The 18,347-nt window shown below is 58.8% G+C and carries 17 protein-coding genes; 6 read left to right on the top strand and 11 right to left on the bottom strand.

Going from position 1 to position 18,347, the window contains the following annotated elements; translation table 11 throughout:
• Positions 1-9 precede the first annotated feature (9 nt).
• From ACNYC6_RS06965 to pcaC, 3 genes are read left to right on the top strand one after another with little or no spacing between them, the layout of a single operon-like run.
• A complete protein-coding gene (locus ACNYC6_RS06965) occupies positions 10-1,374 on the top strand; it encodes a 3-carboxy-cis,cis-muconate cycloisomerase (RefSeq protein ID WP_419711676.1) in 1,365 nt (454 codons plus the stop codon).
• 11 nt (positions 1,375-1,385) lie between these two features.
• Complete coding sequence (gene pcaD / locus ACNYC6_RS06960; RefSeq protein ID WP_419711675.1) at positions 1,386-2,177, top strand: 3-oxoadipate enol-lactonase; 792 nt, start codon at positions 1,386-1,388, stop codon at positions 2,175-2,177.
• Positions 2,178-2,187: 10 nt separating this feature from the next.
• Entirely contained in the window at positions 2,188-2,580 is a 393-nt protein-coding gene (gene pcaC / locus ACNYC6_RS06955; protein WP_419711674.1) for a 4-carboxymuconolactone decarboxylase, read from the top strand.
• A 127-nt stretch (positions 2,581-2,707) separates the two neighbouring features.
• Here the strand turns inward: pcaC and ACNYC6_RS06950 are convergent, their stop codons facing one another.
• Positions 2,708-3,967 carry an OprD family porin gene (locus ACNYC6_RS06950; protein WP_419711673.1) on the bottom strand — a complete coding sequence of 420 codons (1,260 nt, stop codon included), beginning with the start codon at positions 3,965-3,967 and terminating at the stop codon, positions 2,708-2,710.
• A gap of 422 nt (positions 3,968-4,389) precedes the next feature.
• Between ACNYC6_RS06950 and ACNYC6_RS06945 the strand changes: the two genes are divergently transcribed.
• Complete coding sequence (locus ACNYC6_RS06945; protein WP_419711672.1) at positions 4,390-4,926, top strand: hypothetical protein; 537 nt, start codon at positions 4,390-4,392, stop codon at positions 4,924-4,926.
• Between the two features lie 123 nt (positions 4,927-5,049).
• On the opposite strand, the gene emhC is transcribed toward ACNYC6_RS06945, so the two are convergent.
• From emhC to ACNYC6_RS06930, 3 genes are read right to left on the bottom strand one after another with little or no spacing between them, the layout of a single operon-like run.
• On the bottom strand, positions 5,050-6,510 hold the full coding sequence (emhC, locus tag ACNYC6_RS06940; protein ID WP_419711671.1) for an efflux RND transporter outer membrane subunit EmhC: 1,461 nt from the start codon (positions 6,508-6,510) through the stop codon (positions 5,050-5,052).
• The gene (gene emhB / locus ACNYC6_RS06935; protein WP_419711670.1) at positions 6,510-9,671 is read right to left on the bottom strand and encodes an efflux RND transporter permease subunit EmhB; all 3,162 of its coding nucleotides are present in this window, start codon (positions 9,669-9,671) and stop codon (positions 6,510-6,512) included. Before emhB ends, emhC begins: the two co-directional genes overlap by 1 nt.
• Before the next feature lie 3 nt (positions 9,672-9,674).
• A complete protein-coding gene (locus ACNYC6_RS06930; protein WP_419711669.1) occupies positions 9,675-10,832 on the bottom strand; it encodes an efflux RND transporter periplasmic adaptor subunit in 1,158 nt (385 codons plus the stop codon).
• A 266-nt stretch (positions 10,833-11,098) separates the two neighbouring features.
• On the opposite strand from ACNYC6_RS06930, the gene emhR reads away from it, so the two are divergent.
• Positions 11,099-11,731, top strand: coding sequence for an efflux system transcriptional repressor EmhR (gene emhR, locus ACNYC6_RS06925; protein ID WP_419711668.1), 633 nt, complete (start codon positions 11,099-11,101; stop codon positions 11,729-11,731).
• A 289-nt stretch (positions 11,732-12,020) separates the two neighbouring features.
• Here the strand turns inward: emhR and ACNYC6_RS06920 are convergent, their stop codons facing one another.
• From ACNYC6_RS06920 to ACNYC6_RS06900, 5 genes are all read right to left on the bottom strand, one after another.
• Positions 12,021-12,521: a hypothetical protein gene (locus ACNYC6_RS06920; protein ID WP_419711667.1), complete on the bottom strand. Its 501-nt coding sequence runs from the start codon at positions 12,519-12,521 to the stop codon at positions 12,021-12,023.
• A 29-nt stretch (positions 12,522-12,550) separates the two neighbouring features.
• On the bottom strand, positions 12,551-13,087 hold the full coding sequence (locus ACNYC6_RS06915) for a hypothetical protein (RefSeq protein ID WP_419711666.1): 537 nt from the start codon (positions 13,085-13,087) through the stop codon (positions 12,551-12,553).
• Positions 13,088-13,330: 243 nt separating this feature from the next.
• The gene (locus ACNYC6_RS06910) at positions 13,331-14,380 is read right to left on the bottom strand and encodes an alkene reductase (RefSeq protein WP_419711665.1); all 1,050 of its coding nucleotides are present in this window, start codon (positions 14,378-14,380) and stop codon (positions 13,331-13,333) included.
• Between the two features lie 27 nt (positions 14,381-14,407).
• Positions 14,408-15,574 carry an MFS transporter gene (locus ACNYC6_RS06905; protein WP_419711664.1) on the bottom strand — a complete coding sequence of 389 codons (1,167 nt, stop codon included), beginning with the start codon at positions 15,572-15,574 and terminating at the stop codon, positions 14,408-14,410.
• Positions 15,575-15,666: 92 nt separating this feature from the next.
• Complete coding sequence (locus ACNYC6_RS06900; protein ID WP_419711663.1) at positions 15,667-15,969, bottom strand: ArsR/SmtB family transcription factor; 303 nt, start codon at positions 15,967-15,969, stop codon at positions 15,667-15,669.
• A gap of 169 nt (positions 15,970-16,138) precedes the next feature.
• On the opposite strand from ACNYC6_RS06900, the gene ACNYC6_RS06895 reads away from it, so the two are divergent.
• Positions 16,139-16,714 (top strand): ACP phosphodiesterase, encoded by a 576-nt coding sequence (locus ACNYC6_RS06895; RefSeq protein ID WP_419711662.1) that lies wholly within the window; start codon positions 16,139-16,141, stop codon positions 16,712-16,714.
• Positions 16,715-16,755: 41 nt separating this feature from the next.
• Here ACNYC6_RS06895 and ACNYC6_RS06890 read toward each other — a convergent pair whose 3' ends face one another.
• Entirely contained in the window at positions 16,756-17,547 is a 792-nt protein-coding gene (locus tag ACNYC6_RS06890; RefSeq protein ID WP_419711661.1) for a lysophospholipid acyltransferase family protein, read from the bottom strand.
• On the bottom strand, positions 17,547-18,302 hold the full coding sequence (gene olsB / locus ACNYC6_RS06885) for an L-ornithine N(alpha)-acyltransferase (RefSeq protein WP_034146715.1): 756 nt from the start codon (positions 18,300-18,302) through the stop codon (positions 17,547-17,549). Before olsB ends, ACNYC6_RS06890 begins: the two co-directional genes overlap by 1 nt.
• Between the last annotated feature and the right edge of the window lie 45 nt (positions 18,303-18,347).

Here is an 18,347-nt window from a genome sequence, read left to right as displayed (position 1 = left end):
GGACTGTTTATGAACCAGCGACCGGGCAATCAATTGTTCGATGCCTATTTCACTGCCCGAGATATGCGCGACGTGTTCTGCGATCAGGGCCGGGTCCAGGCCATGCTCGATTTCGAAGCAGCGTTGGCCCGGGCCGAAGCACGGGTCGGTTTGATTCCGCAGACGGCGGTGGCGCCGATCATGGCGGCGTGTCAGGCCGGGCATTACGACTTTGCAGCCCTCGGCGAGGCGATTGCCACGGCGGGGAATTCGGCGATTCCGTTGGTCAAGGCATTGGGCAAGCAGATCGCCACGAAGGATGCCGAAGCCGAGCGCTACGTACATTTGGGCGCGACCAGTCAGGATGTGATGGACAGCGGCCTGGTGCTGCAACTGCGCCAGGCGCTGGAACTGATCGAGAAAGGACTGGCGCAATTGGGGCAGACTCTGGCGACTCAGGCTCAGCGTTATGCGGCCACGCCGCTGGCTGGACGCACCTGGTTGCAGCACGCCACGCCGGTCACCCTCGGCATGAAAATCGCCGGTTGGCTGGGCGCGGTAACACGCAGTCGCCAGCGTCTGATCGAACTCAAGCCACGCCTGCTGGTGCTGCAATTCGGCGGTGCTTCCGGGACGCTCGCCGCGCTCGGTGATCAGGCCATGCCGATTGCCCAGGCGTTGGCCGAAGAGCTGCAACTGAATCTGCCTGAACAGCCATGGCACACCCAACGCGATCGCGTGGTGGAATTTGGCGCGGTGCTTGGACTGATCGCCGGTAGCCTCGGAAAATTCGGTCGCGACATCAGCCTGTTGATGCAAACCGAAGCGGGCGAAGTGTTCGAGCCGTCGGCGCCAGGCAAGGGCGGTTCCTCGACCATGCCGCACAAACGCAACCCGGTAGGGGCTGCTGTGCTGATCGGCGCGGCGACTCGCGTACCGGGTTTGCTCTCGACGCTGTTCAGCGCCATGCCCCAGGAACACGAGCGCAGCCTTGGGTTGTGGCATGCCGAGTGGGAAACCCTGCCGGAGATTTGCTGCCTGGTGTCCGGCAGCCTGCAACAAGCGCTGTTGGTCGCCCAGGGTCTGGAAGTGGACGCCCAACGCATGGCGCGCAACCTCGACCTGACCCAAGGCCTGGTGCTCGCCGAAGCGGTGAGCATCGTTCTCGCACAACGGGTGGGGCGCGATACCGCGCATCATCTGTTGGAGCAATGCTGCAAACGCGCCGTGGCCGAACAGCGTCATCTGCGTGCGGTGCTTGGCGACGAACCGCAAGTGACTGCCGAACTGTCGGCCGCCGAACTCGATCATCTGCTGGACCCCGCTTATTACCTCGGCCAGGCCAAAACCTGGGTCGAGCGAGCGGTGTCCGAACATTCTGCATTGACTGCCTGAAGGAGATTGCTGTGGCTTTCGTTCAACTCGCCGATGGCGAACTGCATTACCAACTCGATGGACCGGTCGATGCGCCGGTGCTGGTGCTGTCCAACTCCCTGGGCACTGACCTGCACATGTGGGACGCACAAATCCCTGCATTCACCGAGCATTTCCGCGTGCTGCGTTTCGACACTCGCGGTCACGGCAAATCGCTGGTGACGCCGGGGCCGTACAGCATCGAGCAACTGGGCCACGACGTGCTGGCGCTACTCAATGCCTTGCACATCGAGCGTGCGCATTTCTGTGGATTGTCCATGGGCGGGTTGATCGGTCAGTGGCTGGGCGTCAATGCCGGCGATCGTCTGAACAAGCTGATCGTCTGCAATACCGCAGCGAAAATCGGCGATCCGTCGATCTGGAATCCGCGCATTGAAATGGTGCTGCGCGATGGTCAGGCGGCCATGGTTGCCCTGCGTGACGCGTCGATTGCACGCTGGTTCACTCCGGACTTCTCCGAGGCCAACCCGAAGGCGGCCAAACAGATTACCGACATGCTCGCGGCGACTTCGCCGCAAGGCTACGCAGCCAACTGTGCGGCGGTGCGCGATGCCGATTTCCGTGATCAGTTGTCGTCGATCAAGGCGCCATTGCTGGTGATCGCCGGCGCTCAGGATGCGGTCACTCCGCCGTCCGGCGGGCATTTCATTCAGGAACATGTGCCGGGCGCCGAATACGCTGAGTTTTATGCCGCGCACCTGTCCAACGTCCAGGCCGGCAGCGCGTTCAGCGAGCGGGTTCTGGCGTTTCTGTCGGCTCATTGAGGATTTTTTTGTGGACGAGAAACAACGTTACGACGAGGGAATGAAAGTCCGCCGCGCGGTGCTCGGCGACGCCCACGTCGACCGCAGCCTGACCGCCCTGACCGAGTTCAACTCGGAGTTTCAGGAGATGATCACCCGTCACGCTTGGGGCGACATCTGGACACGCCCCGGCCTGCCACGCCACACCCGCAGCCTGATCACCATCGCCATGCTGATCGGCATGAACCGCGAGGGCGAACTCAAACTGCACCTGCGTGCCGCCGCCAACAATGGCGTCAGCCGTGGCGAGATCAAGGAAGTGATCATGCAGAGTGCGATCTATTGCGGCATTCCGGCAGCGAACGCGACGATCCACCTGGCGGAGTCGGTGTGGGATGAGTTGGGGGTTGAATCGCGGGAGTGATCTCTGGATTCAGCGGTGTTTGAGCTGACGCCATCGCGAGCAGGCTCGCTCCCACAGTTGACCGAGTTGCCATGGCGGACGCGGTCTAATGTGGGAGCGAGCCTGCTCGCGATGGTGGTGGTGAAATTTACAACAGGCTAATCGGATAGCTGATGATCACCCGGTTCTCATCGAACTCGTTGTTGCTGTAATCCCGGCGCATGGTCGAGTTGCGCCATTTCACGTTCAAGTCTTTCAGCGCGCCGCTCTGCACGGTGTAGCCCAATTCCGATTCACGTCCCCATTCCTTGCCATCGGTAATCGTACCGGTGTGCACGTTGTCGCCACTGATGTAGCGGTTCATCAGCGTCAGGCCAGGCACGCCGAGGGCAACGAAGTTGTAGTCGTGGCGCACTTGCCAGGATTTTTCCCGGGCGTTGTCGTAGCTGGAGTTGTAGCTGTCGTTGGCCAGTGTGCCGCCGCTGGTGCCGTTGACCCGCATCCACGGGCTGTCGCCGGTGAGTTTTTGCAGGCCGACGTAGAAGGTGTTGCCGCCGTACTTGGCCGAAAGCAGGCCGTACATGGTTTTGTTGTCCAGCTCGCCGGCGCGGGCGCTGCCGTCATCCTTGCCATAGAAGAACCCTAGGTTGGCGCCCAGGGTCCAGTCGCCGATCGGTTGGCTGTGAGTCAGGTTGATGAATTGCTGGCTGTAGATGTCCTTCAGTTCGGCATTCCACACACCGATCTGGGTGCGTTTCTCGTTGAACAGGTATTCACCGCCCTGGAAGTTGAAACGGTCGGAAGTGAACGCCGCTTTGCCGGTCATCGACATGTCGTCCATGCTGCTGTCGTCGCGCGGGCTGTTCTGGCGGAATTGGCCGCCGTAGAGGGTCAGGCCGTTGATTTCCTTCGACGTGATCTGCCCGCCACGGAAGGTTTGCGGCAGTGAGCGACCGTCGTCCGAACGCAGGACCGGCAGCACCGGCATCCATTCGCCAACCTTCACTTCGGTCTGCGACAACTTGGCCTTGAACGCCACGTTGGTGCGCCCGAAGTTGTCCGCCGGGCGACCGTCGCTGTCCAGTGGCAGCAGTTGCGTACCGCCCGTGCCTTTACCGCCATCGAGCTTCAACGAGTACAACCCCAGCACATCCATGCCGAACCCGACGGTGCCTTGGGTGAACCCGGACTTGGCGTCGAGAATGAAACTTTGCGTCCATTCTTCAGCTTTGCCCTGGGCCTTGGTCGGGTTGGTGAAGTTGCGGTTGATGTAGAAGTTGCGCAGGTTCAGGTTGACCTTGGCGCCTTCGACAAAGCCTGACTCTTCGGCCTGTGCGGGCAGGGCTGCACTGGCCAGGGCGGCGGCGATCAGACTGGGAACGAAAAACTGCGCGGTGGAAGGCGTCATGGGCTCGGGTCTCTCTAATTCTTGGGGATGAAACGGGGTGATGCCGCCACCGGAAGGGTGCGGGCAGATAAACGATTTTTTGGGGTAACGCTTGGGGATCAGCCGGACAGGGCGGGGCGCGGGGGCATGGTGTCGAACCTGTTGTTATTGGTTTTGTGGTTCGGATGGTGCGTGGAATGTACTGGATGGTTCAATTGCTGAAAGCGGGTTTTGGGCGATTATCGAACGAAAATGGAAGGCAATATGTTTTCTGGTTTATATGGAGTCATTTATTTTGTTTTTTTAATATTGGTTAGCTCTTCAGAGTGTATGAGCTTGGAGAGGGTGTCAACCTAGTATATCTGATAGTTGTTTTGGCGTTTTTAAAGTCTAGTATTGTTTTTGTTGTTGTGTGGTTTTCTTCTTTGAAGGGAGATGTTGTTATGGATATTGTAGAAGGTAAGTGGTTTGAATATACGAAAGATGGTGACGGGAATCTAGTTTATAAGGGAAGGGTAATTCCTCAAGTACTAGCCGATAGAGTGTATGGAGAGTATGTTCTTGAAGGTGATGAAGAAAAGACGGTAGAAGTTAATTTAAGGGAAGTGTATTTTGATCTGTGGGACAATAAAGAAAATTGCTTTTTTCTGACGGCTATAGATGAAGAACTCGGTCTGAAAGTACAGGTTGTAGGTAAAGGCTTGGCAGCTGGAATAACTCATCAGATTACTGGCGAATGGCCTGAAGCGTCCGCAATGTTCAGGCTACGGGGCCTTGCTGATGAGTACAATAGAAGCACTGAGGCGCTTGGAGAGATTTTCTTCAGGTTTGTTGAAAATTATGGCAAGGTTGCACGGGTTGAGGGTAACTTTCGGTTTTCGTTGAATTTTGCTAAGGCCGGCGAGGATTTTACTCTTAAGGTCACGTTTCGGTGCAATAATTTTTCTGTGGAGTCAAAGAACTATCAGGAGCTCCATTGACTTTGATTGGAAAGTGAGTGGGTTTTATGGTGTAGGTGCGGAGTGTGTTGGTCAGTATGAGTTCTTGTAACGAAACCGCAACATGGGGAGTCCGTTTCCATGTTGCGGTTATTTATTGCCGGATCAGAACAACTTCAACTTTGGCGCTTCTTCCTTCAACGGCTCGATCTTTGCCGTCTGCTCATTCCAGCCACCGCCCAATGCCTTGTACAGGTTCACCTGACTGACCAGTTGCGCCAGACGGTCGGTGATCAATACTTGCTGCGCGCTGAACAGCTGACGCTGTGCGTCGAGGAAGGTCAGGTTGCTGTCGACACCGATGCGGTAGCGGCGCTCGGCCAGACGGTAGTAGTCCTGGTTGGCGCTGACGAAGTCTTGCTGCGCCTGCAACTGTTGCACGTAGGTCTGGCGGGCGGCCAGGCCGTCGGCGACTTCCTGGAAGGCCGTTTGAATGGACTTCTCGTAGTTCGCCACGCCGATGTCTTTCTGGATTTTCGAGTAATCCAGGCTGGCGCGCAGGCTGCCGGCGTTGAAGATCGGCAGGTTGATCTGCGGCTGGAACAGCCAGGTGCCCGAACCGCCCTTGAACAGACCGGACAGGTCCGGGCTCAGGGTCCCGGCATTGGCGGTCAGGCTGATGCTCGGGAAGAACGCTGCGCGTGCCGCGCCGATGTTGGCGTTGGCCGCTTTCAGGTTGTATTCGGCTTGCAGGATGTCCGGACGACGTTGCAGCAAATCCGACGGCAGGCCCGGCGGAACTTCGGCCAACAGATCATCCGCCAGCGGTTTGGCCGTTTGCAGGTTGGCCGGGATACCGGTGCCGAGCAGCAACACCAGGCTGTTCTCGTCCTGAGCGACCTGACGGGTGTACTTCGCCCGTTGCGCACGGGCGTTTTCCACGGAGGTACGCGACTGCGCCAGGTCCAGGGCCGAAGCGACCCCGACTTCGTTGCTGCGCGCGGTGAGCTTGTAGCTCTCCTCGAACGCGGCGAGGGTGTCCTGCGTCAGCTTCAGCAGTTCCTTGTCGGCCTGCCAGGTCAGGTAGGCATTGGCCACGCTGGCCACCAGGCTGATCTGCGTGCTGCGGCGGCCTTCTTCGGTGGCGAAGTACTTCTGCAGCGCTTCTTCGTTCAGGCTGCGAATCCGCCCGAACAGGTCGAGTTCATAGGCGCTGACGCCCACGGTGGCCGAGTAGGAACTGGTGATGCCGGCTTCGCCGGTCTGCGACGCATCGGCCGGAACCCGCTGACGGCTGCCGGTGCCATTGGCCGACACGGCCGGGAACAGATCGGCGCGGGAGATGCGGTACTGAGCCGCAAACGCGTCGATGTTCAGGGCCGCGACGCGCAGGTCACGGTTGTTTTCCAGGGACACCTGGATCAACTGCTGCAGTGCCGGGTCATGGAAAAACTGCTTCCAGCCCTGCTCGGCAGCGGCTTGCGCCGGTGCCTGGGCCGGCGAATACGCCGGCCCTTGAGGGTATTGGCCCGCCACCGGAGCATCCGGCTGCTGATAATCAGGTATCAGCGAGCAGCCACCGAGCACGAAGGCGGCGACTGCCAGGGAGAGTAGCGACTTGCTCATTAGCCAGCCTCTTTAGGAGTTTCAGTAGCGTCTTGCTGGTCGACTTTTTTACGCTGACCCATGGCCGACACAGTGACGAAGAACAGTGGGACCCAGAAGATCGCCAGTACGGTGGCGGTGATCATACCGCCAATCACGCCGGTACCGATGGCATGCTGGCTACCCGAGCCCGCGCCCGTGGATATCGCCAGTGGTACCACACCGAGGACGAAGGCGAGCGAGGTCATGATGATCGGTCGCAGACGCATGCGGCAGGCTTCAATCGCCGCGTCGCGCAAGCTGCGCCCTTGCTCGTGCAGTTCCTTGGCGAATTCGACGATCAGAATGGCGTTTTTCGCCGCCAGACCGATGGTCGTCAACAAGCCCACCTGGAAGTACACGTCGTTGGACAAACCGCGCAGGCTGGTAGCCATCAACGCACCGATGATCCCCAGCGGCACCACCAACATCACCGCGATCGGAATCGACCAGCTCTCATACAGCGCCGCCAGACACAGGAACACCATCAGCAGCGACAGGGCATAGAGCGCTGGTGCTTGCGAGCCGGACAAACGTTCCTCGTACGACAGGCCGGTCCAGGAAATACCGACACCGGCCGGCAGTTTCTTGGCAATGGCTTCGACTTCGGCCATGGCTTCACCGGTGGAGTAACCCGGCGCCGGGGCACCGAGGATTTCCATCGCTTCCACGCCGTTGTAACGGGCCAGTTTTGGCGAACCGTAGATCCACTCACCCTTGGCGAACGCCGAGAACGGAACCATGGTGCCGACGCTGTTGCGCACGTACCACTTCTTCAGGTCTTCAGGGCTCATGCGAGCGCCAGGCTGGCCTTGCACGTAAACCTTCTTCACCCGACCACGGTCGATGAAGTCGTTGACGTAGCTACTGCCCAAGGCAATCGACAGGGTGTTGTTGATGTCGGCGATGGTAATGCCCAGGGCACTGGCCTTCTCGTCATCGATTTCCAGCTGGTATTGCGGCTCGTCGTTCAGGCCGTTCGGACGCACCTGAGTCAGAATCTTGCTTTGCGCCGCCATGCCAAGGAACTGGTTACGGGCAGCCATCAGTTTTTCGTGACCGATACCGGCGCGGTCCTGCAGGAACACGTCGAAACCCGTGGCGTTACCCAGCTCCAGTACCGCTGGCGGGGCAAAGGCGAACACCATGGCGTCACGGAAGGTGAAGAAGTGCTGTTGGGCACGGGCTGCCACCTTGAACACGCTGTTGTCGGCGTTACGCTCGTCCCAAGGACGAAGCATGATGAACGCCATACCCGAACTCTGGCCACGGCCGGCGAAGTTGAAGCCGGTCACGGTAAACACCGAGTTCACCGCATCGCCTTCACCGCCATCCTTGCTCGGACGCAGCAGGAACTCACGCATTTCGTCCACGACCACTTGGGTGCGCTGGGCAGTCGAACCGGCTGGAGTTTGCACCTGGGCGAACAGTACGCCTTGGTCTTCTTCTGGCAGGAACGCTGTTGGAATACGGGTGAACAGCCAGATCATGCCGACGACGATGATCAGGTACGCCAACAGGTACGGCGCTTTGTGCGTAAGCATGCTGCCCACGCCACGCTCGTAGCTTCTGACACCGCGGTCGAAGTTGCGGTTGAACCAGCCGAAGAAGCCGCGTTTCGGGGTGCCGTGCTCGCCTTTCGCAATCGGCTTGAGCATGGTGGCGCACAGCGCCGGGGTAAAGATCAGTGCAACCAGTACCGACAGGGCCATGGCCGAGACGATGGTGATCGAGAACTGCTTGTAGATCACACCGGTGGAACCGCTGAAGAACGCCATCGGCAGCAATACCGCCGACAGCACCAGGGCGATACCGACCAATGCACCCTGGATCTGGCCCATGGATTTTTTGGTGGCTTCCTTGGGCGACAGGCCTTCTTCGCTCATCACCCGTTCGACGTTTTCCACCACGACGATGGCGTCGTCCACCAGCAAGCCGATGGCCAGCACCATACCGAACATGGTCAGGGTGTTGATGCTGAAACCGGCCGCCGCGAGGATGCCGAACGTACCGAGCAATACCACCGGCACGGTCATCGTGGTGATGATGGTGGCGCGGAAGTTCTGCAGGAACAGGAACATCACCAGGAACACCAGCGCAACCGCTTCAACCAGGGTGTGAACCACGCCCTTGATCGACTCGGTCACCACCGGCGTGGTGTCGTACGGGAACACCACTTCCATCCCTTGCGGGAAGAACGGCTTGAGGTTGTCGATGGTGGTGCGCAGCGCCTTGGCGGTATCCAGCGCGTTGGCGCCGGTGGCGAGTTTCACCGCCAGACCGGATGCCGGGGCACCGTTGAACTGAGCGTTGATGCTGTAGTTCTCACCACCCAGGCCGACTTCGGCGACATCTTTCAAACGAACCTGGGAACCGTCCTTGTTGACCTTGAGCAGGATCTTGTCGAACTGCTCAGCGGTCTGCAGACGGGTCTTGCCGATGATCGTCGCGTTCAGCTGGGTGCCGGGCAGGGCAGGCAAGCCGCCGAGTTGACCGGACGATACTTGCACGTTCTGTGCGGCGATGGCGGTCTTGACGTCGATCGGGGTCAGGTTGAAGTTATTCAACTTGGCCGGGTCGAGCCAGATACGCATGGCGTACTGCGAACCGAACACCTGGAAGTCACCGACACCGGCGGTCCGCGAGATCGGGTCCTGCATGTTCGACACGATGTAGTTGGACAGGTCGTCCTTGGTCATGCTGCCGTCACGCGACACCACGCCGATCACCAGCAGGAAGTTCTTCACTGCCTTGGTCACGCGGATACCCTGTTGCTGCACTTCTTGCGGCAGCAGCGGGGTGGCCAGGTTCAGTTTGTTCTGGACCTGAACCTGTGCGGTATCGGAGTTGGTGCCTTGCTCGAAGGTCGCGGTGATGGTCATGGTGCCGTCGGAGTTACTTTCCGAGGACACATAACGCAGGTTGTCGATACCGTTGAGCTGCTGCTCGATCACCTGCACCACGGTGTCCTGCACGGTTTGCGCAGACGCGCCCGGGTAGGTCACGGAAATGGCAATGGCCGGAGGCGCAATGCTCGGGTACTGGTTGATCGGCAGCTTGAGGATCGATAGAGCCCCGACCAGCATGATCACCAGTGCGATTACCCAGGCGAAAATCGGACGGTCGATAAAAAATTTCGACATGGGTTACTCCCCTTTGCCGCTGGAAGCCTTGTCAGCTGCCTGTGCGGGGGCCGGGTTCTTGGCGGCTACGTTGGTCGCATCGCTGGCCTTGACTTCAATGCCAGGTTTGACGAATTGCAGGCCTTCGGTAATCAGGCGATCGCCGGCTTTCAGACCGTCCTCGATCAGCCATTGGTTGCCGACGGTACGGCTGGCCTTGAGCTGACGCAGTTCGACCTTGTTGTCCGGGCCGACGACCAGTGCGGTCGGTGTGCCTTTGAGATCGCGGGTCACGCCTTGTTGCGGGGCCAGGATCGCCGCGCTGTTCACACCGGCCTGCAACTGGGCGTGTACGAACATGCCTGGCAGCAGCGTGTGATCAGGGTTCGGGAACACGGCGCGCAGGGTCACGGAGCCGGTGGTCTGGTCAACCGAGACTTCGGAGAACTCCAGCTTGCCGTCGAGTTTGTACTGGCTGCCGTCTTCGAGGGTCAGCTTGACGGTCGCGGCGTTGTCGCCGGCCTTTTGCAGGCGACCGCTTTCCAAGTCACGGCGCAGTTGCAGCAATTCAACCGAAGACTGGGTCACGTCGACGTAGATCGGGTCGAGTTGCTGAATCACAGCCATCGCCTCGGTCTGGGCATTGCTGACCAGCGCACCCTCGGTGACCGTAGAGCGGCCGATACGACCGGTCAGTGGCGCGTAGACCTTGGTGTAGCGCACATTGATCTGGGCGGTTTGCAGCGCGGCTTCCGATTGCAGGCGGTTGGCCACGGCAGTGTCGTATTCCTGACGGCTCACGGCCTGTTCGTTGACCAGTTGCTGGTAGCGATCGGAAACCGATTTGGTCGAACGAAGGTTGGCTTCGGCACTTTTCAGGGTCGCTTCATAGATCGATGGATCGATCTGGTACAGCTGCTGGCCGGACTTGATGTCGCTGCCTTCCTTGAACAGACGCTTGAGAATGATGCCGTTGACCTGCGGACGAACCTCGGCAACGCGGTACGCGCTGGTGCGCCCCGGCAATTCCGAAGTGAGCGTAAACGTTTGCGTCTGAAGGGTGACGACACCGACCTGAGGCGGTGGTGCGGTCGGTGGTGCTTCTTCCTTTTTGCATCCGCTGAGCAGCGATGCCAGGGCGACGGCGGCGACCAGAGCGGTAACAGCTGGCTTGAATTGCATGAAAATCCTCGGGTCAGGCGCGAAATAAACGCACAAGAAAAGATGGAAGGTAAAAATGGGGTGCCGGGTGGATAAGTAGCATGCTAATGAATATACTTACGTTCACGGCTGTTTGTAAATACCTTGGCTGCGTATCCATGCCGTTACAGACGCCGCTGAAAGATTGGAATTGTAGGCCCGGGGACGATACCCAAGAACGCTCGCCCCACTTTTATTCAGCTGGTATTCAGACATCGCTGAAGCATCCTGATTGAGGTTGTACTGCCATGGTTCGTCGCACCAAAGAGGAAGCTCAAGAAACCCGTAGCCAGATACTCGAAGCGGCCGAGAAAGCCTTTTACGAGCGGGGCGTGGCCCGAACCACCCTGGCGGATATCGCGACCCTGGCCGGCGTCACGCGCGGGGCTATTTACTGGCATTTCAGCAACAAGGCGGATCTGGTGCAGGCCATGCTCGACACCTTGCAGGAGCCGCTGGAAGAAATGGCCAGGGCCAGCGAGAGCGAAGACGAACTCGATCCGTTGGGCTGCATGCGCAAATTGTTGATTCATTTGTTTCATCAAGTTGCACTGGACCCGAAAACCCGGCGCATCAACGAAATTCTGTTTCATAAGTGCGAATTCACCGATGAAATGTGCGACCTGCGCCAACAGCGCGTGGCAGCCAGCCTTGACTGCAATGTGCGGATCGGCCTGGCTTTGAGTAACGCAGTGAATCGCGGGCAGTTGCCGGAAAACCTCGACACCGCCCGAGCCGCCATCAGCTTGCACGCTTTTATCGATGGCATTCTGTATCAGTGGCTGTTGGCCCCCGACAGCTTTCAGCTGCACATTGAGGCCGAGCGTTGGGTTGATACCGGGCTGGACCTGTTGCGCTTTAGCCCCAGCCTGCGCAAATAAAGCAAAATGCGGAATTGGCGTCAGGTGCGTCAACCGCTGGCGCCGTAGATGAACAGTTCTTCACGCGCGCTGGGGCAATGGGCTGCTTTTATATACTTACACTCGGCAGGTTGACAGGTAGCGAGCTCAGTAATTTGTAGGAATTTTGTGTCGTTACTATCAGCGAAGGTGAGTCTTCCGTTTTTTGCACCGTGCGGACATCGGTTTGCGAACTGATCTCGGGGCGCAGGGGAGCTCGGAGGGAGGGGGGACAGAGGTCGGGGCGTTTCCCTCCGATTTATTTCGACGGCTATTTACTGATACTAAAGTCAACCCTGTAACTGAAGGGTGGTCTCGTCATCCTTTTTGAAATCGTCGCGTTGCATTGGTACTGGCCACTTCCTGAAGGTACGACTGTTATCTTCCAGTCAGGTTTGTAGTCAGGCTCTAAAACACCGTACCTGACCGGTGCCTCCATTCGGGTTTTCAATCGGCATCGATAACCATGTACTTCATATTCCAGGTCGAGGCTGACAGGTGCAATTTTTTGCCTGAGAGGTTGCCAACCTGATTTGTCGAGTGTGAATGGTCTGGAGTAGGGAATGTCGAGGAACTCTTGGGTGCCTGGTCCGACGTTAAATAGTATCAAGGGACCATTCAGCGGAACTTCCAGGCCCGAAATGCTCTTCATTTTTAATGTGCCGAAAGTATTGTTCGAAAGTTTGAGGGTGATGACGGTGTCGGTCATGCTGCTTGCATTGATTGAATAAAATAAAAGCAATGCAAGTATTGGCAGTTTGTAGGTGTGCATATTGGGTTGCTCGTAGATGGGGGCGTGGGTTATTCCATGGTGAACTCAATGCTCATGCTGTTTGGGTAGCCCTTTTGCACTTCAAGAATTTCAGTCGAGCAGTCGGCCGCTTCAGCGCCCGTTGATTTTCCCTTGCCCGACCAGTGGGGTACTCGTTCGACGTCGTCCCCTTGTTTTTCCAGCCTGACTTCAATGGACGCCGTGTATAGGCATTCCTTGTTTCCCGAAGCGTAGGCAAATGTTTCTGTCAACTCGGTCGCTTTACCGAAAGCAATAGCGCTGAAGAATTTTGGAAAATCAGCTGCGTAATCGTTTCGGCCCTTGGCGGGGACATCGAACTCATTGATGGGGAAGGAAGCGTTGATTTGTTTTTTTGTAGGCTTTGAAAGCTTCATTGTGCTGTTTGTGAGGTTTTGAAGGTAGTAGTGAATAGTCGTTGTGTCCGGGTCTTCGGATTTAATAAGTGGCTTATGTATTTCGTTTGAAGCAACGCTGGCGTTGCTGGTCATGAGGGCGAATGTTAACCCTGTCAGTGTATGCTTTAGGGGTTTTACGGGTGAAGGCATTGGCTGAATTCCTTTTCAGTTGTGCTTGGGTGTTAATGGGTTTAAGTCATTGTTGTTCGTGAGTGGCGCATATTCAATAAGCAAGCTTAAGTGAGGTATAAATTTATCTTTCTTGATGTGAATAGAGTGTTTGAGGGCGGGAAGTCGAGAACGTTAGTAAAAGCAGTATTGTTTGATTTTTACGGACACAAAAAAAGGCCTCGGCGCAAGTGCGCGGAGGCCTTTGAAACTATACGGTGTGAATTACAGCGTCGGATAGTCGATGTAACCAACCGGGCCCTTGCCGTAGAACAGTTCCGGGCGCGCTTCGTTCAGCGGCGCGTCGGCTTTCAGGCGAGCCGGCAAGTCAGGGTTGGCAATGAACGGGACGCCGAAAGCGACCGCATCCGCCTTGCCGCTGGCCAGCCACGCGTTGGCGCTGTCCTTGGTAAAGCGTTCGTTGGCGATGTAAGGGCCGCCGAAGGCTTCCTTGAGTTGTGGGCCAAGGCTGTCGGCGCCTTCTTTCTCGCGGGAGCAGATGAACGCGATGCCACGTTTGCCCAGTTCGCGAGCGACGTAGGTGAAGGTTTCGGCCAGGTTGTCGTCGCCCATGTCATGGGAGTCGGCGCGTGGCGACAGGTGCACACCCACGCGGCCGGCGCCCCAGACTTCGATTGCGGCATCGGTCACTTCCAGCAGCAGCCGCGCACGGTTTTCCAGGGAGCCGCCGTAGTTGTCGGTGCGCTGGTTGGTGCTGCTTTGCAGGAACTGGTCGAGCAGGTAACCGTTGGCGCCGTGGATTTCCACGCCGTCGAAACCAGCGGCCTTGGCATTTTCGGCACCGGTGCGGTAGGCGTCGACGATGTCGGCGATTTCAGCGGTTTCCAGAGCGCGCGGGGTCGGGTAGTCAGACAGCGGGCGAACCAGGCTGACGTGACCTTTGGGCTGGATGGCGCTCGGTGCGACCGGCGCTTCACCGTTGAGGTACGACGAATGCGATACACGACCCACGTGCCACAGTTGCAGGAAGATCTTGCCACCCGCGCCGTGGATCGCCTTGGTCACGTTGGCCCAGCCACGCACCTGGTCGTTGGACCAGATACCCGGGGTGTCCGGGTAGCCGACGCCCATTGGCGTGACCGAGGTCGCTTCGCTGAGGATCAACCCGGCGGTGGCGCGTTGCACGTAGTACTCGGCCATCAGCGCGTTGGGTACGCGACCTTCGTCGGCGCGGCAGCGGGTCAGCGGGGCCATGATGATGCGGTTGGCCAACTCGAGGTCGCCCAGTTTGATCGGATCGAAAATAGTCGTCATTAATACAACCCTCGTGAGGTAAGTGAATCAGTGGGTAGCAGGAGCCAGCTCGGGATTGCCGTTCTGACGGAAAGTAATCAGGGTCACCAGCAAAGCGAGTACCGCCAGCGCGGCGGCCGCGAGCGGCACGCTGGTCAGGCCGAAACCGTGGGCGATGACGCTACCGCCAACCCAGGCGCCCAAGGCGTTGCCGACGTTGAAGGCACCGATGTTCAGGGTCGAAACCAGGTTCGGTGCCGCTTTGCCATAAGTCACCACGTTGACTTGCAGCGCCGGTACGGCGGCGAAACAGGCGGTGGCCCAGAGGAACAGGGTGATTTCGGTCGGGATCAGCGCGACGCTGGTCCAGGTCAATACGGTGGACACTACGGCCATGGCGATGAAGACGCCGATCAGTGTCGCGGCCAGGCCTTTGTCGGCCATCTTGCCGCCGATGATGTTGCCGACGGTCAGGCCCAGGCCAATGAGCATCAGGGTCCAGGTCACGCCACGGGGCGAGACACCGGTCACTTCGCCCAGCAGCGGTGCGACGTAGGTGAACAGGGTGAACACCGACGCGGCGAACAGCGCAGTCATGCTCAGCGACAACCAGATACCGGCGCCTTTGAGAGCGCGCAGTTCGGCACGCATGTCGAGTTTTTCTTCGTCGCGCTTGGCCGGCAGGTAGCGGATCAGGCCGATCAGCGCAATCACACCAATCACAGTTACCGCCCAGAAGGTCGAACGCCAGCCGGCTTCCTGCCCGAGCGCAGTGCCCAGCGGCACGCCGAGCACGTTGGCCAGGGTCAGGCCGGTGAACATCAGGGCCACGGCCGAGGCGCGTTTGTTGGCAGGCACCAGTCCGGCGGCTACAACAGAGCCGATCCCGAAGAAGGCGCCGTGACACAGAGCTGTGACCACACGGGCGAACATCAGTACGTTGTAGTCACTGGCCACTGCGCAGAGCAGGTTGCCGATAATGAAAATGCCCATCAGTGCCACCAATGCAGCCTTGCGCGGCAGTTTGGCGGTGGCCAGTGCCATGAACGGCGCACCGATGGCCACGCCCAGGGCGTAACCGGTCACCAGCCAGCCGGCGCCGGGGATCGACACACCGAGGTCCGCCGCTACGTCGGGCAGCAAGCCCATGATGACGAACTCGGTGGTGCCGATGGCGAAGGCGCTCAAGGCGAGGATGAGTAGCGAGAGGGGCATTGGTTAATTCCTTGTCGGCTGGCTGACGTTAGGGGGCGTTCTCAATTGGTTTCCGGCGCGGTGTGAAAACTAATTGAGAACGCCCCCTAGGGTCAGAGCGCTTTGCTGAAGATTTTGAGGAACTCCTGAATGGTTTCCTCGTTGCGTTTGAAGAAGTGCCACTGGCCGACTTTGCGGCTGCTGATCAGGCCGGCGCGTTGCAGGGTTGCCAGGTGCGCAGACACCGTGGACTGCGACAGACCGCAGCGTTGATCGATCTGCCCGGCGCAAACGCCGTGCTCGTTGCTATGGGACTGGTCGGGAAATTCGACGCTCGGGTCTTTGAGCCAGTGCAGGATGTCTCGCCGTACTGGGTGCGCCAGGGCTTTTATTATTTCGTCGAGGTCAAGGTTCATGGCTGTGTGCTCGTGATCAGTAAAACGCTATATCGCGATGAAGCGAACTTTATATCGCTATTTCGCGATACGCCAATATGATTTTGCTCTGGTGGCCGAATAAATCGGTATATCGGGTTATAACGATGCGGTGGATGTAGATACCAGGACGCAGTGCTAAGCTGCGCCCATGAACTATCTCGCACATCTTCACCTCGGTGGCCAGCGTCCCGGTCAATTGCTCGGCAGTCTGTATGGCGATTTCGTCAAAGGCAGGCTGCAAGGGCAGTTCGAACCGGAGATCGAAGCGGCCATCCAGTTGCATCGCAGCATCGACGTATTCACCGATCGCCATCCGTTGGTGGATGTCGCGTTGTCACGGTTTTCCCTGACGCGCCGGCGTTACGCGGGGATCGTCCTCGACGTGTTTTTCGACCATTGCCTGGCGCGGGACTGGACGCTGTATGCCGATCGGCCTCTCGAACTTTTCACATCAGACGTCTATCGCGTGCTGTCCAGTGAACGGCAATTGCCGGAGCGTTTGGCGAAGATTGCGCCGCACATGGTCGCCAATGACTGGTTGGGTTCCTATCGGGAATTTGAGGTGCTGGAGCAGGTGCTGCGGGGGATTTCGCGGCGCTTGACCCGGCCGGAAGAGCTGGCGGGGGCGATGCAGGAGTTGCGTCGGTTGTATGAACCGTTGAGCGAGGATTTTCGGTTGTTCTATCCGCAGTTGCAGGATTTCGCCGCAACGCCGCGAATCTAAATGTGGGAGCGAGCAAGCCCGCCCCCACAGATGATGGGTGTTTACGCTGCAATCGCGGGACGCATCGGTGCTCGTTGCGGTTCGACGATCTCACCAAACAACGCCTTCTGCACCGCCTGCTGCGCGTCGAACGCTAGTGCTGCACGTTCCCGGCCTTCACAAGCGATCGGCTTGAGCAAATGAATCTCCACACCACCGCGGTCATTGGCAAACAGACGCATCAGGTGCGACAGCAAATCATCGTCGCCAATGAACGGCGCCAGCGTATCGAGCTCACCGTCACGCACATAACGAATCGCCACCGGTTGCAACGCTACTTCTGAATCAATGGCGGCCGACAGCAGACGACCATGGAAAGTACGCAGCGAACGGCCATCGGTGGTGGTGCCTTCCGGGAACATCAGCAGCGGATGTGCCTGCTCCAGATGACGGGTCATCTGTTTGCGGATCAACTGGCTGTCACCCGAACCACGGCGGATGAACAGACTGCCGGCCTTGGCTGCCAACCAGCCTGCCACCGGCCAGGTGCGCACTTCGGCCTTGGACAGGAAGGACATCGGTGTGAGCATGCCCAGTAACGGGATGTCGGTCCAGGACACGTGATTGCTGACCCACAGCATCGGCGTTTTCGGCATTTGACCGTGGACGGTCACGTCGAAGGGCAGGGCGTTGCTCAACCGAGCCATGAAAAACCGCGACCAGCGCTGACGACGCTCCATCGAATGGGCCATGCCCAAGCGTTCGAACACGCCGAACACACTGGCCATGCTCAGGCCAAGACCCACCACCAGCAACACCCGCGCAATTCGCGCGTACACGCGCAGCCGGCTCATTACACAGCCGCCTTGAAGTGTTTGGCGTAGCGCGGGCAGAGTTCGTCGCGCTTGAGCAGGATGAACACGTCGGCGACCTGGAAGTCTTCGTCCCAGCACGGCTCGCCGCAGATCTTCGCGCCCAGGCGCATGTAGGCCTTGAGCAGCGGTGGCATTTCGGCGATCACGTTGGAAGGAATATCCAGGGTCGGCAGCGGTTTTTTCGGTTCGGCGCGCAGGTGTTCGGTGCACAGGTAGCGTTCGCGCAAGCGCTGCATTATCGCGTGGGCCTGGATGCCGCCGTCTTGCATCGGGATGCTCGCGCAACCCATCAAATAGCTGTAGCCGCCCTGGTTCAGCACTTCGGCCAGTTCGCCCCAGAGCACGGCGATGGTGCCGCCGTTGCGGTAGGCCGGGTCGACGCAGGTGCGGCCGATTTCCAGGATCGGGCCTTGCAGATGGACCAGGCCATGCAGGCTGAATTCTTCTTCGCTGTAGAACTTGCCCAGGCTGCTGGCGGCGGTGTGGTCGAGCAAGCGGGTGGTTGCCACCAGGCGCCCGGTGTTCAAGTCACGCACACCGATGTGGGCGCAGTGAACATCATAGTCATCCATGTCCAGACCCAGTTCCGCGCCTTTCAGCTTGGCGTTGAATTCGCCGCTGAACACGTTGAAGCGCAAGGCCTGGGCTTCCTGCAAAGCCTCGGCGCCCACCAGGCGTTCGGCTTGCAGGCGGCGTTCGTTGCCGGTGTCGCTGATGCGGGCGATCTGAGTCATGGCGATTCTCCGTGCGGGCTGCTCACCCGTCTTTGGGTTACAGCG

The organism is Pseudomonas sp. NFX224 (assembly GCF_048565165.1).
Taxonomy (GTDB): domain Bacteria; phylum Pseudomonadota; class Gammaproteobacteria; order Pseudomonadales; family Pseudomonadaceae; genus Aquipseudomonas.
This window is presented reverse-complemented; position numbering and strand designations above follow the sequence as displayed.

Coding starts and splice junctions, on each gene's coding strand:
- ACNYC6_RS06965 (WP_419711676.1), top strand. CDS start 10: ATGAACCAGCGACCGGGCAATCAATTGTTCGATGCCTATTTCACTGCC.
- ACNYC6_RS06950 (WP_419711673.1), bottom strand. CDS start 3,967: ATGACGCCTTCCACCGCGCAGTTTTTCGTTCCCAGTCTGATCGCCGCC.
- ACNYC6_RS06945 (WP_419711672.1), top strand. CDS start 4,390: ATGGATATTGTAGAAGGTAAGTGGTTTGAATATACGAAAGATGGTGAC.
- emhC (WP_419711671.1), bottom strand. CDS start 6,510: ATGAGCAAGTCGCTACTCTCCCTGGCAGTCGCCGCCTTCGTGCTCGGT.
- emhB (WP_419711670.1), bottom strand. CDS start 9,671: ATGTCGAAATTTTTTATCGACCGTCCGATTTTCGCCTGGGTAATCGCA.
- ACNYC6_RS06930 (WP_419711669.1), bottom strand. CDS start 10,832: ATGCAATTCAAGCCAGCTGTTACCGCTCTGGTCGCCGCCGTCGCCCTG.
- emhR (WP_419711668.1), top strand. CDS start 11,099: ATGGTTCGTCGCACCAAAGAGGAAGCTCAAGAAACCCGTAGCCAGATA.
- ACNYC6_RS06920 (WP_419711667.1), bottom strand. CDS start 12,521: ATGCACACCTACAAACTGCCAATACTTGCATTGCTTTTATTTTATTCA.
- ACNYC6_RS06915 (WP_419711666.1), bottom strand. CDS start 13,087: ATGCCTTCACCCGTAAAACCCCTAAAGCATACACTGACAGGGTTAACA.
- ACNYC6_RS06910 (WP_419711665.1), bottom strand. CDS start 14,380: ATGACGACTATTTTCGATCCGATCAAACTGGGCGACCTCGAGTTGGCC.
- ACNYC6_RS06905 (WP_419711664.1), bottom strand. CDS start 15,574: ATGCCCCTCTCGCTACTCATCCTCGCCTTGAGCGCCTTCGCCATCGGC.
- ACNYC6_RS06900 (WP_419711663.1), bottom strand. CDS start 15,969: ATGAACCTTGACCTCGACGAAATAATAAAAGCCCTGGCGCACCCAGTA.
- ACNYC6_RS06895 (WP_419711662.1), top strand. CDS start 16,139: ATGAACTATCTCGCACATCTTCACCTCGGTGGCCAGCGTCCCGGTCAA.
- ACNYC6_RS06890 (WP_419711661.1), bottom strand. CDS start 17,547: ATGAGCCGGCTGCGCGTGTACGCGCGAATTGCGCGGGTGTTGCTGGTG.
- olsB (WP_034146715.1), bottom strand. CDS start 18,302: ATGACTCAGATCGCCCGCATCAGCGACACCGGCAACGAACGCCGCCTG.